The organism is Saccharothrix sp. CB00851, from assembly GCF_001905065.1.
Classification (GTDB): domain Bacteria; phylum Actinomycetota; class Actinomycetes; order Mycobacteriales; family Pseudonocardiaceae; genus Actinosynnema.
In genome coordinates this window covers 15,722-30,136 of record NZ_LWLC01000037.1, presented here as the reverse complement: position 1 = coordinate 30,136, position 14,415 = coordinate 15,722, and the positions used below count along the sequence as shown (strand labels likewise).

Genomic DNA, 14,415 nt, shown 5'->3' with positions numbered 1-14,415 from the left:
CGCAGGGGCCTGCCCGACCGGGCGGGCCCCTTTGCGTCTTTCCCACCGTCCTCACGGGTGGCCGCCCATACCACGCGATACCGACAGTTCGACCGGCTCTGTCCACAGCCCCTGAAGTTGTCCACAGCCGGCGAACTCGCCATCGCGGGCCCGCCACCGTCCCGGCAAGGTCGAAACCAAGACCGATTCCGGAGGGGTGGGAACATGAACACGGCGACCGACCTGGGCAGGCGTGGCGAGGACGCGGCGTGCCAGTACCTGGAGCACGAGGGCCTGTCGATCCTGGCGCGCAACTGGCGGTGCGACGACGGTGAGCTGGACGTCGTGGCCACCGATGGCACGCGGCTGGTGGTGGTCGAGGTGAAGTGTCGTTCGGGCACCACCAGGGGTACGCCGCTGGAGGCCGTGACGCCGGACAAGGTCGAGCGGGTCCGGAAGGCGGCGCTGCGCTGGCTGAGCGCACACCGGATCGGCCGGGTGGAGATCCGGTTCGACGTGATCGCGATCGAGTGGCCGCCCGAGGGCCAGGTCCGCCTGCACCACCTGCGGGGTGTGTGATGCCGCTCGCGCGCACGTGGTCGGTGGCGTTGTTCGGCGTGGACGGTGTCCCGGTGGAGATCGAGGCAGACGTCGGTGTGGGCACCGTGCAGACCCAGCTCCTGGGCCTCCCGGACGCCGCGCTGCACGAGTCGAAGGACCGCGTGAAGGCGGCCGTGCGCAACAGCGGGCACGACTGGCCGTCCCAACGGGTGACGCTGGGCCTGTCCCCGGCCACCCTGCCGAAGAACGGCTCCGGCTACGACCTGGCCATCGCGTGCGTCGTCCTGGCCGCCGCGAAGGCGATCCCGGGCGACCGCCTGGCCGAGACCGTCCTGCTGGGCGAGCTGGCCCTGGACGGCCGCGTCCGCGCCGTCCGCGGTGTCCTGCCCGCGCTGCTGGCCGCGAAGCGGGCGGGCCTCGCCCAGGCCGTCGTGCCGACTTCCACGCTCGCGGAAGCGGCCCTGGTCGACGGCCTGACCGTGCACGGCGCGACCACCCTGACGCAGGTGCTGGCCTGGCTGACCGGCGAAGGAACGCTGGAGTCGACCAGTCCACCCGTCACCGCCCTGCCCTCGGACGGCCCGGACCTGGCGGATGTGATCGGCCAACCGGAAGCGAGGTGGGCCCTCGAAGTGGCCGCCGCCGGCGGTCACCACCTCCTCCTGACCGGCCCGCCCGGCACCGGCAAGACCATGCTGGCCCAGCGGCTGTCCGGCCTCCTCCCGCCGCTGTCGATGGAGGAGGCGCTGGGAGTCACGGCCGTGCACTCGATCGCCGGGCTCCTCAGCCCCGACGCGCCGCTGGTCACGACACCCCCGTTCGTCTCCGTGCACCACTCGACGTCCACCGCGGCCCTGATCGGCGGAGGAGCCGGCCTGGCCAAACCCGGTGCCCTGAGTCGAGCCCATCGAGGAGTGCTGTTCCTGGACGAGGCCCGTGAGTTCGGCGTGGGCAAGCTGGAGGCCTTGCGCACGGCCCTCGAAGAAGGCGAGGTCCGCATCGCCCGGCGTGACGGCATCACCCGCTATCCCGCTCGGTTCCAGCTCGTGATGGCCACGAACCCGTGCCCGTGTGCCCCGCCGAAGGACATCGACTGCATCTGCGTGCCTGCCGCCAGGCGGCGGTACGAGGCCAAGCTGTCCGGTCCGCTGCTCGACCGGGTCGACCTCAGGGTGCCGATGCGCCCGCTGACCGCGATGAGTCGCGAGTTCGTGGCTGAGACCGAACCGACCGCGACCGTTCGCGAACGTGTGCGGAAGGCCAGGACGAGAGCGGTGGAGCGCTGGGCCGAGCACGGCTGGTCGACCAACGCGGAAGTCCCCGGCGCGGTCCTGAGGAGGGAGTTCGCCCTTCCTCGGGAGACCACTTCAAGCGTGGACCGCGCACTTGCCACCGGTGCGCTGACGGGCCGAGGGGCGGACAGGTGTGTACGAGTCGCCTGGACCCTCGCCGACTTGGCGGAAGTCGACCGACCCACCGCGGACCACGTGGCGGCCGCCCTGGAATTCCGAGAGCGCAGGAAGGCATGAACAGGCACTGGACGCGGCCGAACCCGACGGTCACCGACATATCCGCGCACGTCCCACAACTGCCCGCCGACATCGGGTGTGGGCCCGGCAAGTCGCATTCCGGCCTCGACGGCGGTCGGGGCAGCGGGCAGGTCGAGTTCCGGGTGCCGAGGTCGGCCGTCGAGTGGTGGGTCCGGCCATGAGCACCGACGAGATCCGGTTGGCGCGGGCGTACCTGTCCCGGGTCGCCGAGCCGCCCGCCGCGGCGCTGACCCGGTTCGTCGCCGAGGTGGGGCCGGTCCGGGCGGCCGAGCTGGTCCGGGCCGGCGAGGTGCCCGCCGGGGTCGACAGCCAAACCTCCGCGCGGCGGGCGTTGGACCGGGCCGAGCGGGACCTGGAGGCGGCGGCGAAGGTCGGCGGGCGGCTGGTGGTGCCCGAGGACGACGAATGGCCTCGCTGGCCCTTCAACGCCTTGGTCATCGCCGCCGCCAACGGCCTGCGGTGCGGGTTGGAGCCGTTGGCGTTGTGGGTGCGGGGCGAGGCGAACCTCGCCGAGATCACCGAACGGGCGGTCGCGGTGGTGGGCAGTCGGTCGGCGACGGGGTACGGGGAGTACGTCGCCGGCGAGTTCGGGTTCGGGTTGGCCGAGGCCGGGGTCACCGTGGTGTCCGGGGCCGCCTTCGGCATCGATGGCGCCGCCCACCGGGGCGCGATCACGGCCGGCGGGCTGACGATCGCCGTGTTGGCCTGCGGGATCGACGTCGCGTACCCGTCGGGCCACCGGGCCCTGCTGGAACGCATCCCCAGCCAAGGTCTGCTGGTGAGCGAGTACCCGCCGTCGCACACGCCCGCGCGTCACCGGTTCCTGACGCGGAACCGCCTCATCGCGGCGCTCGCGGAGGGCACCGTGGTGGTCGAAGCGGGACGGCGCAGCGGGGCCAAGAACACCGCGGCGTCCACGGCGGCGCTCGGCCGGGTGCTCATGGCCGTACCCGGGCCGATCACCTCGGTCAACTCGGCCGGCTGCCACGAGCTGCTGAGGTCGGGGATCGCGCTGCCGGTGACCAGCGTCGCCGAGATCATCGAGTCGACCGGGCGGCTCGGCGTCGACCTGGTCGAGGCCACCAAGAACACCGACACCGGACCTCCGCAGGGCGACGCGATGCGGGTCTTCGAAGCGCTGGGCCTGACGTCCGGGCACAGCCCGGAGGCGATCTCGGTGGAGTCCGGTGTCGAGCTGGCCCGGGTGCGCGCCTTGCTGCCGCAACTGGAACTGGCCAGTCTCGCCGAACGCGTGGAAAGCGGTTGGAAGCGCTCCCAGGACGGGAGTTCGCGTGGCGATACTTGACCAAGAGCGCTTGAGGGCGCAGCGTCAGGGGCTATGTCCCCGCCGCCGCCCGCTCGGACACGTCGTGTCGACCTGGTTCGCCTGCGTCGCGCGCTGCCCGCGGACGTCGCGGCGGCCCTGGACCGCTACGAACGGCACCTCGCGATGGAACGCGGACTGTCACCGCACACGGTGCGCGCGTACCTCGGGGACGTGGTCGCCCTGCTGGTCCACTTAGCCGACGGCACGCCCGACAACGCCACCGTGGAAGCCATCGACCTGACCGGACTGCGGTCCTGGCTGGCTTCGCAGCACTCCGCCGGCGCGAGCCGGACGACGATGGCCAGGCGTGCCGCGTCCGCCCGAACCTTCACCGCCTGGGCCGCCCGCAACGGTCTGCTCACCGTCGACCCGGGCCCGCGCCTCAGCGCGCCCCGCCCCCACCGGACCCTCCCCGCGGTCCTGCGGCCCGACCAAGCCGGCGCCGCCATGGCAGTTGCCGAACTCGGTGCGGAACAAGGCGATCCGGTTGCGCTGCGTGACCAAGCCGTGGTGGAGTTGCTGTACGCAACAGGTGTCCGGGTCGCCGAGTTGTGCGGTCTCGACCTCGACGACGTGGACTACTCCCAAAGGGTGATTCGGGTTCTGGGCAAGGGTAGTCGCGAACGCACCGTGCCGTTCGGCGTTCCGGCCGAACGGGCTATCCGGCGCTGGGTGGAATACGGCCGATCCGCCCTGGTCAACGACCGTTCACAACGCGCGTTGCTGTTGGGCGCGCGTGGCGGTCGGCTCGACCCGCGTACTGCCAGGAGGGTTGTCCACGATGTAGTGGGTGCGGTACCTGAGACGGCCGACACCGGGCCCCACGGCCTTCGCCACTCCGCGGCCACGCACCTGCTGGAAGGGGGAGCGGACCTGCGCACCGTCCAAGAGCTTCTTGGTCACGCTACGCTCGCAACGACTCAGCTCTACACACACGTCACCGTCGAACGGCTGAAGGCGATCCATGACCGAACCCACCCCCGCTCCTGACGTCGCAGGGGGAGGTTCGCGGACCGCAACCGTGACCTCTCCCTCCGCCGCGCACGTCGGGAACTCGTCGGCGGCGCGCACCGCGACTGGGACGAACGGTCACCACGTCGACGGCGAGCCGCTGCACGCGAACGGGCACGCGCTACCCGCCGTCGTCGGCAGGCCCGCGCACGCCGCGTCCGAGTCGCGCACCGCCGATGACGTGGAAGCCGGGATCATCGCGCTGTGGCACACGTACGGCGAGTCCCGCGAGCAGGGCCTGCGCGACCGCCTGGTGCTGCACTACGCGCCGCTGGTGAAGTACGTCGCCGGCCGGGTCGGCACCGGCCTGCCCGCGCACGTCGACGTGGCGGACCTGATCCAGTCGGGCATCTTCGGCCTGGTCGACGCGATCGAGAAGTTCGAGCCCGAGCGCGGCCTGAAGTTCGAGACGTACGCGATGCAGCGCATCCGCGGCGCGATCCTCGACGACCTGCGCTCACAGGACTGGGTCCCGCGCTCGGTCCGCAGCCGTGCCCGTGACGTCGAGCGTGCCCTGGAACGCCTCGGCGGCCGCCTTCAACGCACCCCGACCGACCGCGAGCTCGCCGTCGAGCTGAAGATCGGCCTCGGTGAGCTGCGCGAGCTCTACGCGCAGCTCCAGCTCACCAGCGTGGTCGCCCTGGACGAGCTGATCGCCGCCGGCCGCAGCACCGGTGGCGCGGGCTCGTCCCTGGCCGAGTCCCTGCCCGACGAGGGCGCCGAGGACCCGATCGCCACCCTGGTCGACCAGGACAGCCGCCGCCAACTCGCCGACGCGATCGCCCAACTCGCCGAACGCGACCGCGTCGTGGTCACCCTGTACTACTTCGAGAACCTGACGCTGGCCGAGATCGGCAAGGTCCTGGGCGTCACGGAATCCCGCGTGTGCCAACTGCACACCCGGGCGGTGCTGCGGCTGCGCACCAAGCTGAACGAGCAGCTGGAGGCCTGACCCGGCACACCCGCCGACCTCCGGCCACACACGTCGATCGCCCGGATCGAACGCCGGTACGGGCACGGGTCAATCCCGCAGGTGCGGATCCGGGGAGGGCTCGCGCGGGCTGTGGAATCCGGCCGAACGCTTCCGCATCGGTGGCCCGGCGAGCGTTTCCGGTGGCCCGGCGAGCGTTTCCGGGTCGGAGGCGGCTTCCTGGCCGAGTACTCCACGAGGGCCGGCGTTGGGCACCGTGGGCTGCTCAGCGGACTCGGCGGGCCACCGCAGGCCAAGGGGCCAACGGGTTGGCGGGCCACCGCTGGTCGGAGGGGCAGTGGGGTTCACCGGCGCCACTGCGGTCAGGTGCCAGGGGGCTGGATGGGCCACCGCAGGCCGGGGGCCAGTCGGTGGGGCGGGAACCGCAGGCCGGCGGCCAGTGGGTCCGGCCGGCCGTCGCAGGTCGAGGGCCGGTGGGTTGGGTGGGCCATCGCAAGCCAGGTGCCAGGAGGCCGGGGGCCAGTTGGTGGGGCGGGGACTGCAGGCTGGCGGCCAGCGGGTTCGGCCGGCCGTCGCAGGCTGGGAGCCAGTGGGTTGGTCGCCTCGTAGCGGATCGGTCAGTGGCGGCCGACCTCGGCAGGAGGCGGACTCGGCCGTTGGCCAGTAGGCGCACCGGGTCCAGGTAGGTGCGGGAGCGGGGTGGGGTGATGCGGACCGCGCCCCAGTGGAGGCAGGCTGCCACCGGGCAGCCCTCGTGGCCCGGGGCGAGGGTGCCGATGGGGGAGCCTCGACCTACGTGTTGGCCTCGGCGAACGGTCGGGGTGATCGGTTCGTAGGTGGTGCGCAGGCCGCCCGCGTGCAGCAACGACACCACGGTCCGCTCGGCGACCGGGCCCGCGTGCAGGACCACGCCATCGGCGGCGGCCAGGATCGGGGTGCCCGGCGGGGCGGCCAGGTCCACGCCGCGGTGGCCGGCGGCGTACTGGGTCGCCGGCGGGTCGAAGGCGCGGACCACCTGGTGCGGTGGCGCCAGCGGCCAGGCGAAGCGCGGTGGGCGGGCGGCGCGGGCGGGGGACGGGTGGGCCGCGGGTAGGGTGACGACGGCTGTCAAGGCCAGGACCAGCAGCGTTCGCATCGTGGGAGTCATGGGTCCAGGGTTCCGGCGGGGACCGGGGGCTACCAGTGGCTTCGTCCCGCCTGTGGACAACTCGACGCCCTGTGGACAACTCGAGGCCCGGTTCGTGGTCCCCCGGCCTCCCGGCGTACACTCGGTCCGCGGCCCGTGTGAGTGCGGGGCGACTTCGCGTGCCAATGCAGACCCGACCGAGTTTGGCTGTGGTCGAGTCACGGCGTCCGGCGGTCCTGAGGTGAGACGCCTCTGGTTCGGACGGCGGCAGGGGCACCAGGGCGGCGGTCCGACCAGGCCCGCCGCGACCAACCGGAACGCGCGCCGGCCCACCGCCAGGCGCGCCTGAACGAAGAGGTGCGAACCCGGCCATGGCCGTCGTCACCATGAAGCAGCTGCTCGACAGCGGCGTGCACTTCGGGCACCAGACCCGTCGCTGGAACCCGAAGATGAAGCGCTACATCTTCACCGAGCGCAACGGCATCTACATCATCGACCTGCAGCAGACGCTGACCTACATCGACCGGGCTTACGAGTTCGTGAAGGAAACGGTCGCGCACGGCGGGTCGATCCTGTTCATCGGCACCAAGAAGCAGGCGCAGGAGGCCATCGCCAACGAGGCCCTCCGCGTCGGCATGCCCTTCGTGAACCAGCGCTGGCTGGGCGGCATGCTCACCAACTTCTCCACGGTGCACAAGCGCCTCCAGCGGCTCAAGGAGCTGGAGTCGATGGAGCAGACCGGCGGTTTCCAGGGTTTCACCAAGAAGGAAATCCTGATGATGAACCGCGAGAAGGACAAGCTGGAGCGCACGCTCGGCGGTATCCGCGACATGTCCAAGGTGCCCAGCGCCGTGTGGATCGTGGACACCAAGAAGGAGCACATCGCCGTCGGCGAGGCGCGCAAGCTGAACATCCCGATCGTGGCGATCCTCGACACGAACTGCGACCCGGACGAGGTCGACTACCCGATCCCGGGCAACGACGACGCGATCCGGTCCGCCGCGCTGCTGACCAAGGTCGTGGCCGAGGCCGCCGCCGCCGGTCTGATGGCGCGCTCCGGCGCCCGCACCCAGGCCGCCGACGGTGCCGACAAGCCCGAGCCGGGCGTCGCCACCGACGAGCCGCTGGCCGAGTGGGAGCAGGAGCTGCTGGTCGGCGCCGAGGCGACCGACAAGCCGGCCGCGACCCCGGCCGAGGGCACCGAGGCCGTCCAGTCCTGAGCTGCTCGCACGCCGCGCCTGCCCTGACCACGGCGGGCGCGGCGTGCGCACAGCACCGGCACTGAACAGCCACAACAGCTCGAACAGCACCACACCCAGCGCGTACCACGCGTCGGCGAGCGAAGCCGACGATCAGACCGCAGAAGGAACGGAAATCGCACGATGGCGAACTACACCGCCGCTGACGTGAAGCGCCTCCGCGAGCTGACCGCCGCAGGCATGATGGACTGCAAGAAGGCGCTCGAGGAAGCCGACGGCGACTTCGACAAGGCGGTCGAGATCCTGCGCATCAAGGGCGCCAAGGACGTCGGCAAGCGCGCCGAGCGCACGACCTCCAACGGCCTGGTCGTGGCCGAGGACGGCGTGATGATCGAGCTGCGCTGCGAGACGGACTTCGTCGCCAAGAACGCCGACTTCCAGGAGCTGGCCTCCCGGATCGTCGCGGTCGCCAAGGCCACCCGCCCGGCGGACGTCGAGGTCCTCAAGGCCACCGACCTCGACGGCAAGGCCGTCGACGCGGTGGTCCAGGAGTTCTCCGCCAAGATCGGCGAGAAGCTGGAGCTGGCCAAGGTCGCCGTCTTCGACGGCACCGTGACCACCTACCTGCACCGCCGTGCCGCCGACCTGCCGCCCGCCGTCGGCGTGGTGGTCGAGTACACCGGCGACAACGAGGAAGCGGCCCGTGGCGCCGCCATGCAGATCGCCGCGATGCGCCCCCTCTACCTCACCCGCGACGAGGTCCCCGCGGACGTGGTGGCCCAGGAGCGCCGCATCGCCGAGGAGACCTCCCGCGAGGAGGGCAAGCCGGAAGCGGCGCTGCCCAAGATCGTCGAGGGTCGCGTGAACGGCTTCTTCAAGGACGTCGTGCTCCTGGAGCAGGCTTCCGTGACGGAGTCGAAGAAGACCGTCAAGGCCGTGCTGGACGAGGCCGGGATCACCGTGACCCGCTTCGCCCGGTTCGAGGTCGGCCAGGCCTGATTCGCGTGAGGGCGGGGTTGCGCGCAGACGTCGCGACCCCGCCCTTGCCGTGTCCAGAGGAGTACCTGTGAGCGCAGAGGTAGACCACGCGAAAGCGGAGCAAGCCGACGACGAGCCCATCCACGGCTACCGCCGGGTGATGCTCAAGCTGGGCGGCGAGATGTTCGGCGGTGGTGGTGTCGGCGTCGACCCCGACGTCGTGCAGACCGTCTCACGCCAGATCGCCGCGGTCGTCCGGACCGGGGTGCAGGTCGCGGTCGTCATCGGCGGCGGCAACTTCTTCCGCGGCGCCGAGCTGCAGCAGCGCGGCATGGACCGCAGCCGCGCCGACTACATGGGCATGCTGGGCACCGTGATGAACTGCCTCGCCTTGCAGGACTTCCTGGAACGCGAGCACGGCATCGAGACCCGCGTGCAGACCGCCATCACCATGGGCCAGATCGCCGAGTCCTACATCCCCCGCCGGGCCATGCGGCACCTCGACAAGGGGCGCGTGGTCATCTTCGGCGGCGGCGCCGGCATGCCGTACTTCTCCACCGACACGACGGCCGCGCAGCGCGCGCTGGAGATCGGCTGCGAGGTCGTGCTGATGGCCAAGGCCGTGGACGGCGTCTACACCGCTGACCCCAAGACCGACCCGGACGCGCTGATGTTCGACAACATCACCCACCGGGAAGTGCTCGAACGCGGCCTGAACGTCGCGGACGCGACCGCGTTCAGCCTGTGCATGGACAACAACATGCCGATCATGGTCTTCAACCTGCTCACCGAGGGGAACATCGCGCGAGCCGTGCGTGGTGAGAAGATCGGCACACTGGTGAGCACCCCCGGTGGTCGCCCGTCCTTCTAGACCTGCTGGGATTCGAGCCGAACTGCGCACACCAAGGGAGTCAGTCGTGATTGACGAGACCCTCCTCGACGCCGAGGAGAAGATGGAAAAAGCGGTGTCCGTGGCGAAGGAGGACCTGGCCTCCGTGCGCACCGGCCGTGCCAACCCCTCGATGTTCTCCCGCATCGTGGTCGAGTACTACGGCTCGCCCACCCCGCTGAACCAGCTGGCCAGCGTCGCCATCCCGGAGGCGCGCATGGCGGTGATCAAGCCCTACGACACCAGCCAGCTCAACGCGGTCGAGAAGGCCATCCGCGACTCCGACCTGGGCGTGAACCCCAGCAACGACGGTTCGGTCATCCGCGTGGTGATCCCGCAGCTGTCCGAGGAACGCCGTCGCGAGATGGTGAAGGTCGCCAAGGGCAAGGGCGAGGACGCCAAGGTGTCCGTCCGCAACATCCGCCGCAAGGCGAAGGAAGAGCTGGACCGCCTGGTCAAGGACGGCGAGGTCGGCGAGGACGAGGGCACCAGGGCCGAGAAGGAACTGGAGAACGTCACCCACCGCTACGTCGCCCAGATCGACGAGCTGGTCAAGCACAAGGAAGCCGAGCTGCTCGAGGTCTAGGTGATCACGACGGGGTCGACGGGTCGGGTCAGCAGTCCGCGCGCTTCGGTCGGTGGACGGCCGTGATAGGAGCACAACAGGTGTCAGGCGGCGGTGACCAGGGCGCGCCGGAGAAGAGCGCGTCGCGCGCCGGGCGCAACCTGCCCGCGGCCATCGCCGTGGGTGTCGGTCTGGGCGCGGTCATCCTCGTCGCCCTGCTGACGGTGCGCGAGCTGTTCGTCGGTGTCGTCGCCGTGGCCGTCGCGGTGTCGATGTACGAGCTGGCGGGTGCGCTGAAGCGCGGCGCGGGCATCCGGGTGGCGCTGGTGCCCGTGCTGCTGGGCGGTCAGGCGGTGGTGTGGCTGGCCTGGCCGTACGAGCGCGGCGGCGTGCTCAGCGCGTTCGTGGTGACGATCCTGGTGTGCCTGCTCTGGCGGCTCAAGGACGGCGCGGAGGGCTACCTGCGCGACGTCACCGCGTCCATCTTCACGGTCGCGTACGTGGCCGTGTTCGCGGCTTTCGCGGTCATGCTGGTGGTGCCGGACGACGGCGTGTTCCGCGTCCTGGCGTTCCTGATCGGCGTCGTGCTGTCCGACACCGGCGGCTACGTGGCCGGTGTGCTGTTCGGCAAGCACCCGATGGCCCCCACCATCAGCCCGAAGAAGTCCTGGGAGGGTTTCGCGGGCTCGATGGTGGCGGGCATGGTCGGTGGCGCGCTCACCGTCGGCCTGATGCTGGACGGCCAGTGGTGGCAGGGCGTGCTGTTCGGCGCGGCCCTGGTCGTCACCGCGACGGCGGGCGACCTGGTCGAGTCGCTGATCAAGCGCGACCTCGGGATCAAGGACATGGGCACGCTGCTGCCCGGTCACGGCGGCCTGATGGACCGGATGGACTCACTGCTGCCGTCGGCCGTCGTCGCCTGGCTGCTCCTGCACGTGTTTGTGCCGGGTTAGTCGTCGTACGGGTCGTCCACGCGGCTCTCGGTGGCCTCTTCCTCCGGCAGGGGAGTGGTCCGGGACGGGTCGATCACCGAGAACACCGCGCCCGTGTGGTCGGCGACGACCGTGATCCGGCCGAACGGCGTGTCGTACGGCTCCACGGTGACGCGTCCGCCCAGCTCCAGCACCCGGGAGGCGGCGGAGTCCGTGCCGATCTCCGGCGCCGCGGTGAAGTACACCATCCAGTGCGGCGGGGTGTCCGGCGCGAACGCCCGGCCCATCCGCTGACGACCCAGCACGGTGTGCCCCTGCACGCCCCACAGCGTGTAGTCCACCGCCTGGCCGTCACCGATCTGGGTGATCTCGTACCCGCACAGCTCGCCGAAGTACTCGTCCGCCACCTGCCCGTCACGCGTGTTCAGCTCGGCCCACGCGTACGCGCCGTGGCCATCGGTGCCGAACAACCAATCGGGTGGCACGTGCCGGAACCCCACCACCGCGCCGGTCGGGTCGGCGATCACGGTGACCGTGTCCGAAGGCTCCCCGAGCACGTGCCCGCCCAGCGCGAACGCCTTCTCGGCGGTGGCGCGGGCGTGGGGCGTGTTCAGGTACAGCGTCCACGCGCTCGGCTCGGCGGCGGCCACCAGCTCGGCCACCGGCACGCCGTCGACCAGCGCGATCGCGTTGCCGGGTGCGTCGGCGAAGTTCCAGCCGAACAGCCCCGCGTAGAAGTCGGTCGTGGCCTGGAGGTCCGTGGTCGCGATGTCGACCCAGCACGGTGCACCGTGGTGCAACTCGGCCAAAGCGGGAGAATTCGGGACGATCGACACCGCGTACCTCCTGCAAGCCGTCTATTCGATCACGCTACGGCTCTAGAGTCGTCCCGTGAAGGGATTCGTCCGCGCCGCCTTGGCCGCCGTACGGCCGGTAGACGTCCTGCCCAGCCCGAACATCTGGCACTGGCCCGAGGTCTACGAGGTCGAGAACCGCGCGCAGGACGTGGACGGCGCCATCTGGAGCGCGCTGCGCGAGGAGTTCGACTGGGCCGGGCGGGACGTGGTCGACGTCGGCTGCGGTGACGGGTTCCACCTGCCGGTGTTCGCCCGGGACGCGCGTTCGGTGATCGGGGTCGAGCCGCACCCACCGCTGGTGCGGCGCGCCCGGGCACGGGTGGCGGACGTGCCGAACGCCGAGGCGGTGGCCGGGCCCGCGCAACGGCTGCCGTTGCGCGACGCGACCGCGGACCTCGTGCACGCCCGCACGGCGTACTTCTTCGGTCCCGGCTGCGAGCCGGGCCTGCGCGAAGCCGAGCGGGTGCTCAGACCCGGCGGCGCGCTGGCGATCGTGGACCTCGACGGCTTCGCCGAGCCGTACGGGCCGTGGCTGTGCGCCGACGAGCCCCGCTACAACCCCGTTGACGTGGAGCGGTTCTTCGCCGATCAGGGCTTCTCTTTGCGCCGCGTGCGCGCGCTGTGGCGGTTCGAACGTCGTGAGGACCTCGAAGCCGTGCTGCGGATCGAGTTCTCCGAGGCGGTCGCGGCGAAGGCCATCGCGCGCACGCCCGGCCTGTCGTTCGAGGTCGGCTACCGCCTGCACGTCAGGCGCAAGCCGGCCGGGATTGTGCTGCCATGAGAGCGCTCACCTAGGATCCGTACCGTGGAGAACAGGAACGCGGGCAGGTTGGGTCGGCAGATCGGCGTCATCGGTCTGGGCTGCTGGCAACTCGGCGCGGACTGGGGCCAGGTCGAGGAGTCCGACGCGCTGGCCGTGCTGCACGCCGCCGCCGACACCGGCGTGAACTTCTTCGACACCGCCGACGTCTACGGCGACGGCCGCAGCGAGACGCTGATCGGCAAGTTCCTCCGCGAGCGCGGCGACACCGGCATCACGGTGGCCACCAAGATGGGCCGCCGGGTCGAGCAGACGCCGGAGAACTACAGCAGGGAGAACTTCCTGGCCTGGAACGACCGGTCGCGCGCCAACCTCGGCGTCGACACGCTCGACCTGGTCCAGTTGCACTGCCCGCCGACCCCGGTCTACTCCACCGACGAGGTGTTCGACACCCTCGACGAGATGGTGCAGGCCGAGCGGATCGCCGCGTACGGCGTGAGCGTGGAGACCGTCGAGGAGGCGCTGACCGCGATCGCCCGGCCGGGTGTCGCGAGCGTCCAGATCATCCTGAACGCGCTGCGCCACAAGCCGCTGGAGCGGGTGCTGCCCGCGGCGGCGGAGGCGGGCGTGGCGATCATCGCCCGCGTTCCGCTCGCCTCGGGGCTGCTGTCCGGCAAGTACACGGCGTCGACCACGTTCTCCGCCGACGACCACCGCAACTACAACCGCAACGGTGACGCGTTCGACGTCGGCGAGACGTTCTCCGGCGTGCCGTTCGAGGTCGGTTTGGAGGCGGTGGAGCGGCTGCGGCCACTCGTGCCGTCCGGTGCGACCATGGCGCAGTTCGCGCTGCGGTGGATCGTGGACCAGCCCGGCGTCACCGTGGTCATCCCCGGCGCGCGCAACGGCGAGCAGGCCAGGGCCAACTCGGCCGCCGCGGACCTGGCGCCGTTGTCGGCGCAGGCGCAGGACGAGGTGCGCGCGGTGTACGACTCGCTGATCCGGCCGCTGGTCCACGACCGCTGGTAGATCACTCTTCCGGGTCATCTTCCTCGACGTCGAGCTCGCCGAGGATCGCGTACAGCTTGCGGCGGGCCTCGCCGAGCACTTCGACGGCCCGCGCCTGCTGTTCCCGCGTGCCCGCGTGCGCCATCTGCTGCATGGCCGCGCCGAGGTGGCGTGCGGCCGTGCGCAGTTTCGCCGCGTGCGCGTCGAGGTCGTCGTTGACCTGCTGCCAGGGCGGCGCGCCTTCGAGCTTCGCGGCTTCCGCCTGACCGGTCTCGGTCAGCGTGAACAACTTCTTGCCGCCCGCTTCCTCGGCGGAGGCGACCAGGCCCTCGTCGGCCAGCAGTTGCAGGGTCGGGTAGACCGAGCCCGGGCTGGGCCGCCAGAGGCCGTCGGTGCGGCGGCCGATCTCCTGGATCATCTCGTAGCCGTGCATGGGCCGTTCGGCCAGCAGCGTCAGGACGGCCGCGCGGACGTTGCCCCTGCGCTGCCTTCCGCCACGGCCCCGACCCCTTCCCCGACCGTGGCCGAAGAAGCCCGGCGGTTCGGGCGGGAGGGGAGGGCCGGGGAACGGGCCCCCGCCGCCGAAACCGTGCCTCGGGTCGCCGAAGTCGCGGTCGCGGTGGTGCCTGCGCGGGTGGTGGTGCCGGTGCTCGCGGCGTCCGGGTTCTTGGAAGAACATCGTCTTGCCCCTTCTGTCGATCGGTTGCGACATGTTGACGATATATCGGAACGTATCGTGATG

Annotated in this window: 17 protein-coding genes; 14 read left to right on the top strand and 3 right to left on the bottom strand. The window is 71.1% G+C overall.

The window, feature by feature from the left end; all coding sequences use genetic code 11:
- Nucleotides 1–204: 204 nt before the first annotated feature.
- Genes A6A25_RS31835 through A6A25_RS31810 form a run of 6 tightly spaced genes read left to right on the top strand, consistent with a single transcriptional unit; the run spans nt 205 to nt 5,380 of the window.
- Complete coding sequence (locus A6A25_RS31835; RefSeq protein WP_073896541.1) at nt 205–558, top strand: YraN family protein; 354 nt, start codon at nt 205–207, stop codon at nt 556–558.
- Nucleotides 558–2,069, top strand: coding sequence for a YifB family Mg chelatase-like AAA ATPase (locus A6A25_RS31830; protein ID WP_073896539.1), 1,512 nt, complete (start codon nt 558–560; stop codon nt 2,067–2,069). The genes A6A25_RS31835 and A6A25_RS31830 overlap by 1 nt, the downstream gene beginning before the upstream one ends.
- Nucleotides 2,066–2,251, top strand: a complete 186-nt coding sequence (locus A6A25_RS31825) for a hypothetical protein (RefSeq protein WP_073896537.1) — start codon at nt 2,066–2,068, stop codon at nt 2,249–2,251. Before A6A25_RS31830 ends, A6A25_RS31825 begins: the two co-directional genes overlap by 4 nt.
- Nucleotides 2,248–3,396, top strand: coding sequence for a DNA-processing protein DprA (gene dprA / locus A6A25_RS31820; protein ID WP_073896655.1), 1,149 nt, complete (start codon nt 2,248–2,250; stop codon nt 3,394–3,396). Before A6A25_RS31825 ends, dprA begins: the two co-directional genes overlap by 4 nt.
- 33 nt (nt 3,397–3,429) lie before the next feature.
- Nucleotides 3,430–4,407, top strand: coding sequence for a tyrosine recombinase XerC (locus A6A25_RS31815; protein ID WP_106613541.1), 978 nt, complete (start codon nt 3,430–3,432; stop codon nt 4,405–4,407).
- Entirely contained in the window at nt 4,382–5,380 is a 999-nt protein-coding gene (locus tag A6A25_RS31810) for a FliA/WhiG family RNA polymerase sigma factor (RefSeq protein ID WP_073896535.1), read from the top strand. The genes A6A25_RS31815 and A6A25_RS31810 overlap by 26 nt, the downstream gene beginning before the upstream one ends.
- Before the next feature lie 244 nt (nt 5,381–5,624).
- On the opposite strand, the gene A6A25_RS43465 is transcribed toward A6A25_RS31810, so the two are convergent.
- The gene (locus A6A25_RS43465) at nt 5,625–6,320 is read right to left on the bottom strand and encodes a M23 family metallopeptidase (protein WP_241829021.1); all 696 of its coding nucleotides are present in this window, start codon (nt 6,318–6,320) and stop codon (nt 5,625–5,627) included.
- On the opposite strand from A6A25_RS43465, the gene A6A25_RS45935 reads away from it, so the two are divergent.
- From A6A25_RS45935 to A6A25_RS31780, 6 genes are all read left to right on the top strand, one after another.
- On the top strand, nt 6,216–6,452 hold the full coding sequence (locus A6A25_RS45935; RefSeq protein WP_241829022.1) for a hypothetical protein: 237 nt from the start codon (nt 6,216–6,218) through the stop codon (nt 6,450–6,452). The two genes, A6A25_RS43465 and A6A25_RS45935, sit on opposite strands and share 105 nt — an antisense overlap.
- 404 nt (nt 6,453–6,856) lie before the next feature.
- Nucleotides 6,857–7,705 (top strand): 30S ribosomal protein S2, encoded by an 849-nt coding sequence (rpsB, locus tag A6A25_RS31800; protein ID WP_073896531.1) that lies wholly within the window; start codon nt 6,857–6,859, stop codon nt 7,703–7,705.
- 162 nt (nt 7,706–7,867) lie between these two features.
- Nucleotides 7,868–8,683, top strand: coding sequence for a translation elongation factor Ts (tsf, locus tag A6A25_RS31795; RefSeq protein WP_073896529.1), 816 nt, complete (start codon nt 7,868–7,870; stop codon nt 8,681–8,683).
- Between the two features lie 139 nt (nt 8,684–8,822).
- A complete protein-coding gene (gene pyrH / locus A6A25_RS31790; protein ID WP_051772088.1) occupies nt 8,823–9,533 on the top strand; it encodes a UMP kinase in 711 nt (236 codons plus the stop codon).
- A gap of 46 nt (nt 9,534–9,579) precedes the next feature.
- Nucleotides 9,580–10,137, top strand: a complete 558-nt coding sequence (frr, locus tag A6A25_RS31785; protein ID WP_073896525.1) for a ribosome recycling factor — start codon at nt 9,580–9,582, stop codon at nt 10,135–10,137.
- An 80-nt stretch (nt 10,138–10,217) separates the two neighbouring features.
- Nucleotides 10,218–11,069: a phosphatidate cytidylyltransferase gene (locus tag A6A25_RS31780; RefSeq protein ID WP_073896523.1), complete on the top strand. Its 852-nt coding sequence runs from the start codon at nt 10,218–10,220 to the stop codon at nt 11,067–11,069.
- Here the strand turns inward: A6A25_RS31780 and A6A25_RS31775 are convergent.
- Complete coding sequence (locus A6A25_RS31775) at nt 11,066–11,884, bottom strand: VOC family protein (RefSeq protein WP_073896521.1); 819 nt, start codon at nt 11,882–11,884, stop codon at nt 11,066–11,068. The genes A6A25_RS31780 and A6A25_RS31775 overlap by 4 nt on opposite strands.
- Nucleotides 11,885–11,939: 55 nt before the next feature.
- Here A6A25_RS31775 and A6A25_RS31770 point away from each other — a divergent pair, with 55 nt between their 5' ends.
- Both A6A25_RS31770 and A6A25_RS31765 read left to right on the top strand, forming a co-directional pair.
- Nucleotides 11,940–12,686, top strand: coding sequence for a class I SAM-dependent methyltransferase (locus A6A25_RS31770; protein WP_073896519.1), 747 nt, complete (start codon nt 11,940–11,942; stop codon nt 12,684–12,686).
- 24 nt (nt 12,687–12,710) lie between these two features.
- On the top strand, nt 12,711–13,694 hold the full coding sequence (locus A6A25_RS31765; RefSeq protein ID WP_073896517.1) for an aldo/keto reductase: 984 nt from the start codon (nt 12,711–12,713) through the stop codon (nt 13,692–13,694).
- A gap of 1 nt (nt 13,695) precedes the next feature.
- Here A6A25_RS31765 and A6A25_RS31760 read toward each other — a convergent pair whose 3' ends face one another.
- Nucleotides 13,696–14,385: a PadR family transcriptional regulator gene (locus A6A25_RS31760; protein ID WP_241829019.1), complete on the bottom strand. Its 690-nt coding sequence runs from the start codon at nt 14,383–14,385 to the stop codon at nt 13,696–13,698.
- Between the last annotated feature and the right edge of the window lie 30 nt (nt 14,386–14,415).

Coding starts and splice junctions, on each gene's coding strand:
- A6A25_RS31835 (WP_073896541.1), top strand. CDS start 205: ATGAACACGGCGACCGACCTGGGCAGGCGTGGCGAGGACGCGGCGTGC.
- A6A25_RS31830 (WP_073896539.1), top strand. CDS start 558: ATGCCGCTCGCGCGCACGTGGTCGGTGGCGTTGTTCGGCGTGGACGGT.
- A6A25_RS31825 (WP_073896537.1), top strand. CDS start 2,066: ATGAACAGGCACTGGACGCGGCCGAACCCGACGGTCACCGACATATCC.
- dprA (WP_073896655.1), top strand. CDS start 2,248: ATGAGCACCGACGAGATCCGGTTGGCGCGGGCGTACCTGTCCCGGGTC.
- A6A25_RS31815 (WP_106613541.1), top strand. CDS start 3,430: ATGTCCCCGCCGCCGCCCGCTCGGACACGTCGTGTCGACCTGGTTCGC.
- A6A25_RS31810 (WP_073896535.1), top strand. CDS start 4,382: ATGACCGAACCCACCCCCGCTCCTGACGTCGCAGGGGGAGGTTCGCGG.
- rpsB (WP_073896531.1), top strand. CDS start 6,857: ATGGCCGTCGTCACCATGAAGCAGCTGCTCGACAGCGGCGTGCACTTC.
- tsf (WP_073896529.1), top strand. CDS start 7,868: ATGGCGAACTACACCGCCGCTGACGTGAAGCGCCTCCGCGAGCTGACC.
- pyrH (WP_051772088.1), top strand. CDS start 8,823: ATGCTCAAGCTGGGCGGCGAGATGTTCGGCGGTGGTGGTGTCGGCGTC.
- A6A25_RS31760 (WP_241829019.1), bottom strand. CDS start 14,385: ATGTCGCAACCGATCGACAGAAGGGGCAAGACGATGTTCTTCCAAGAA.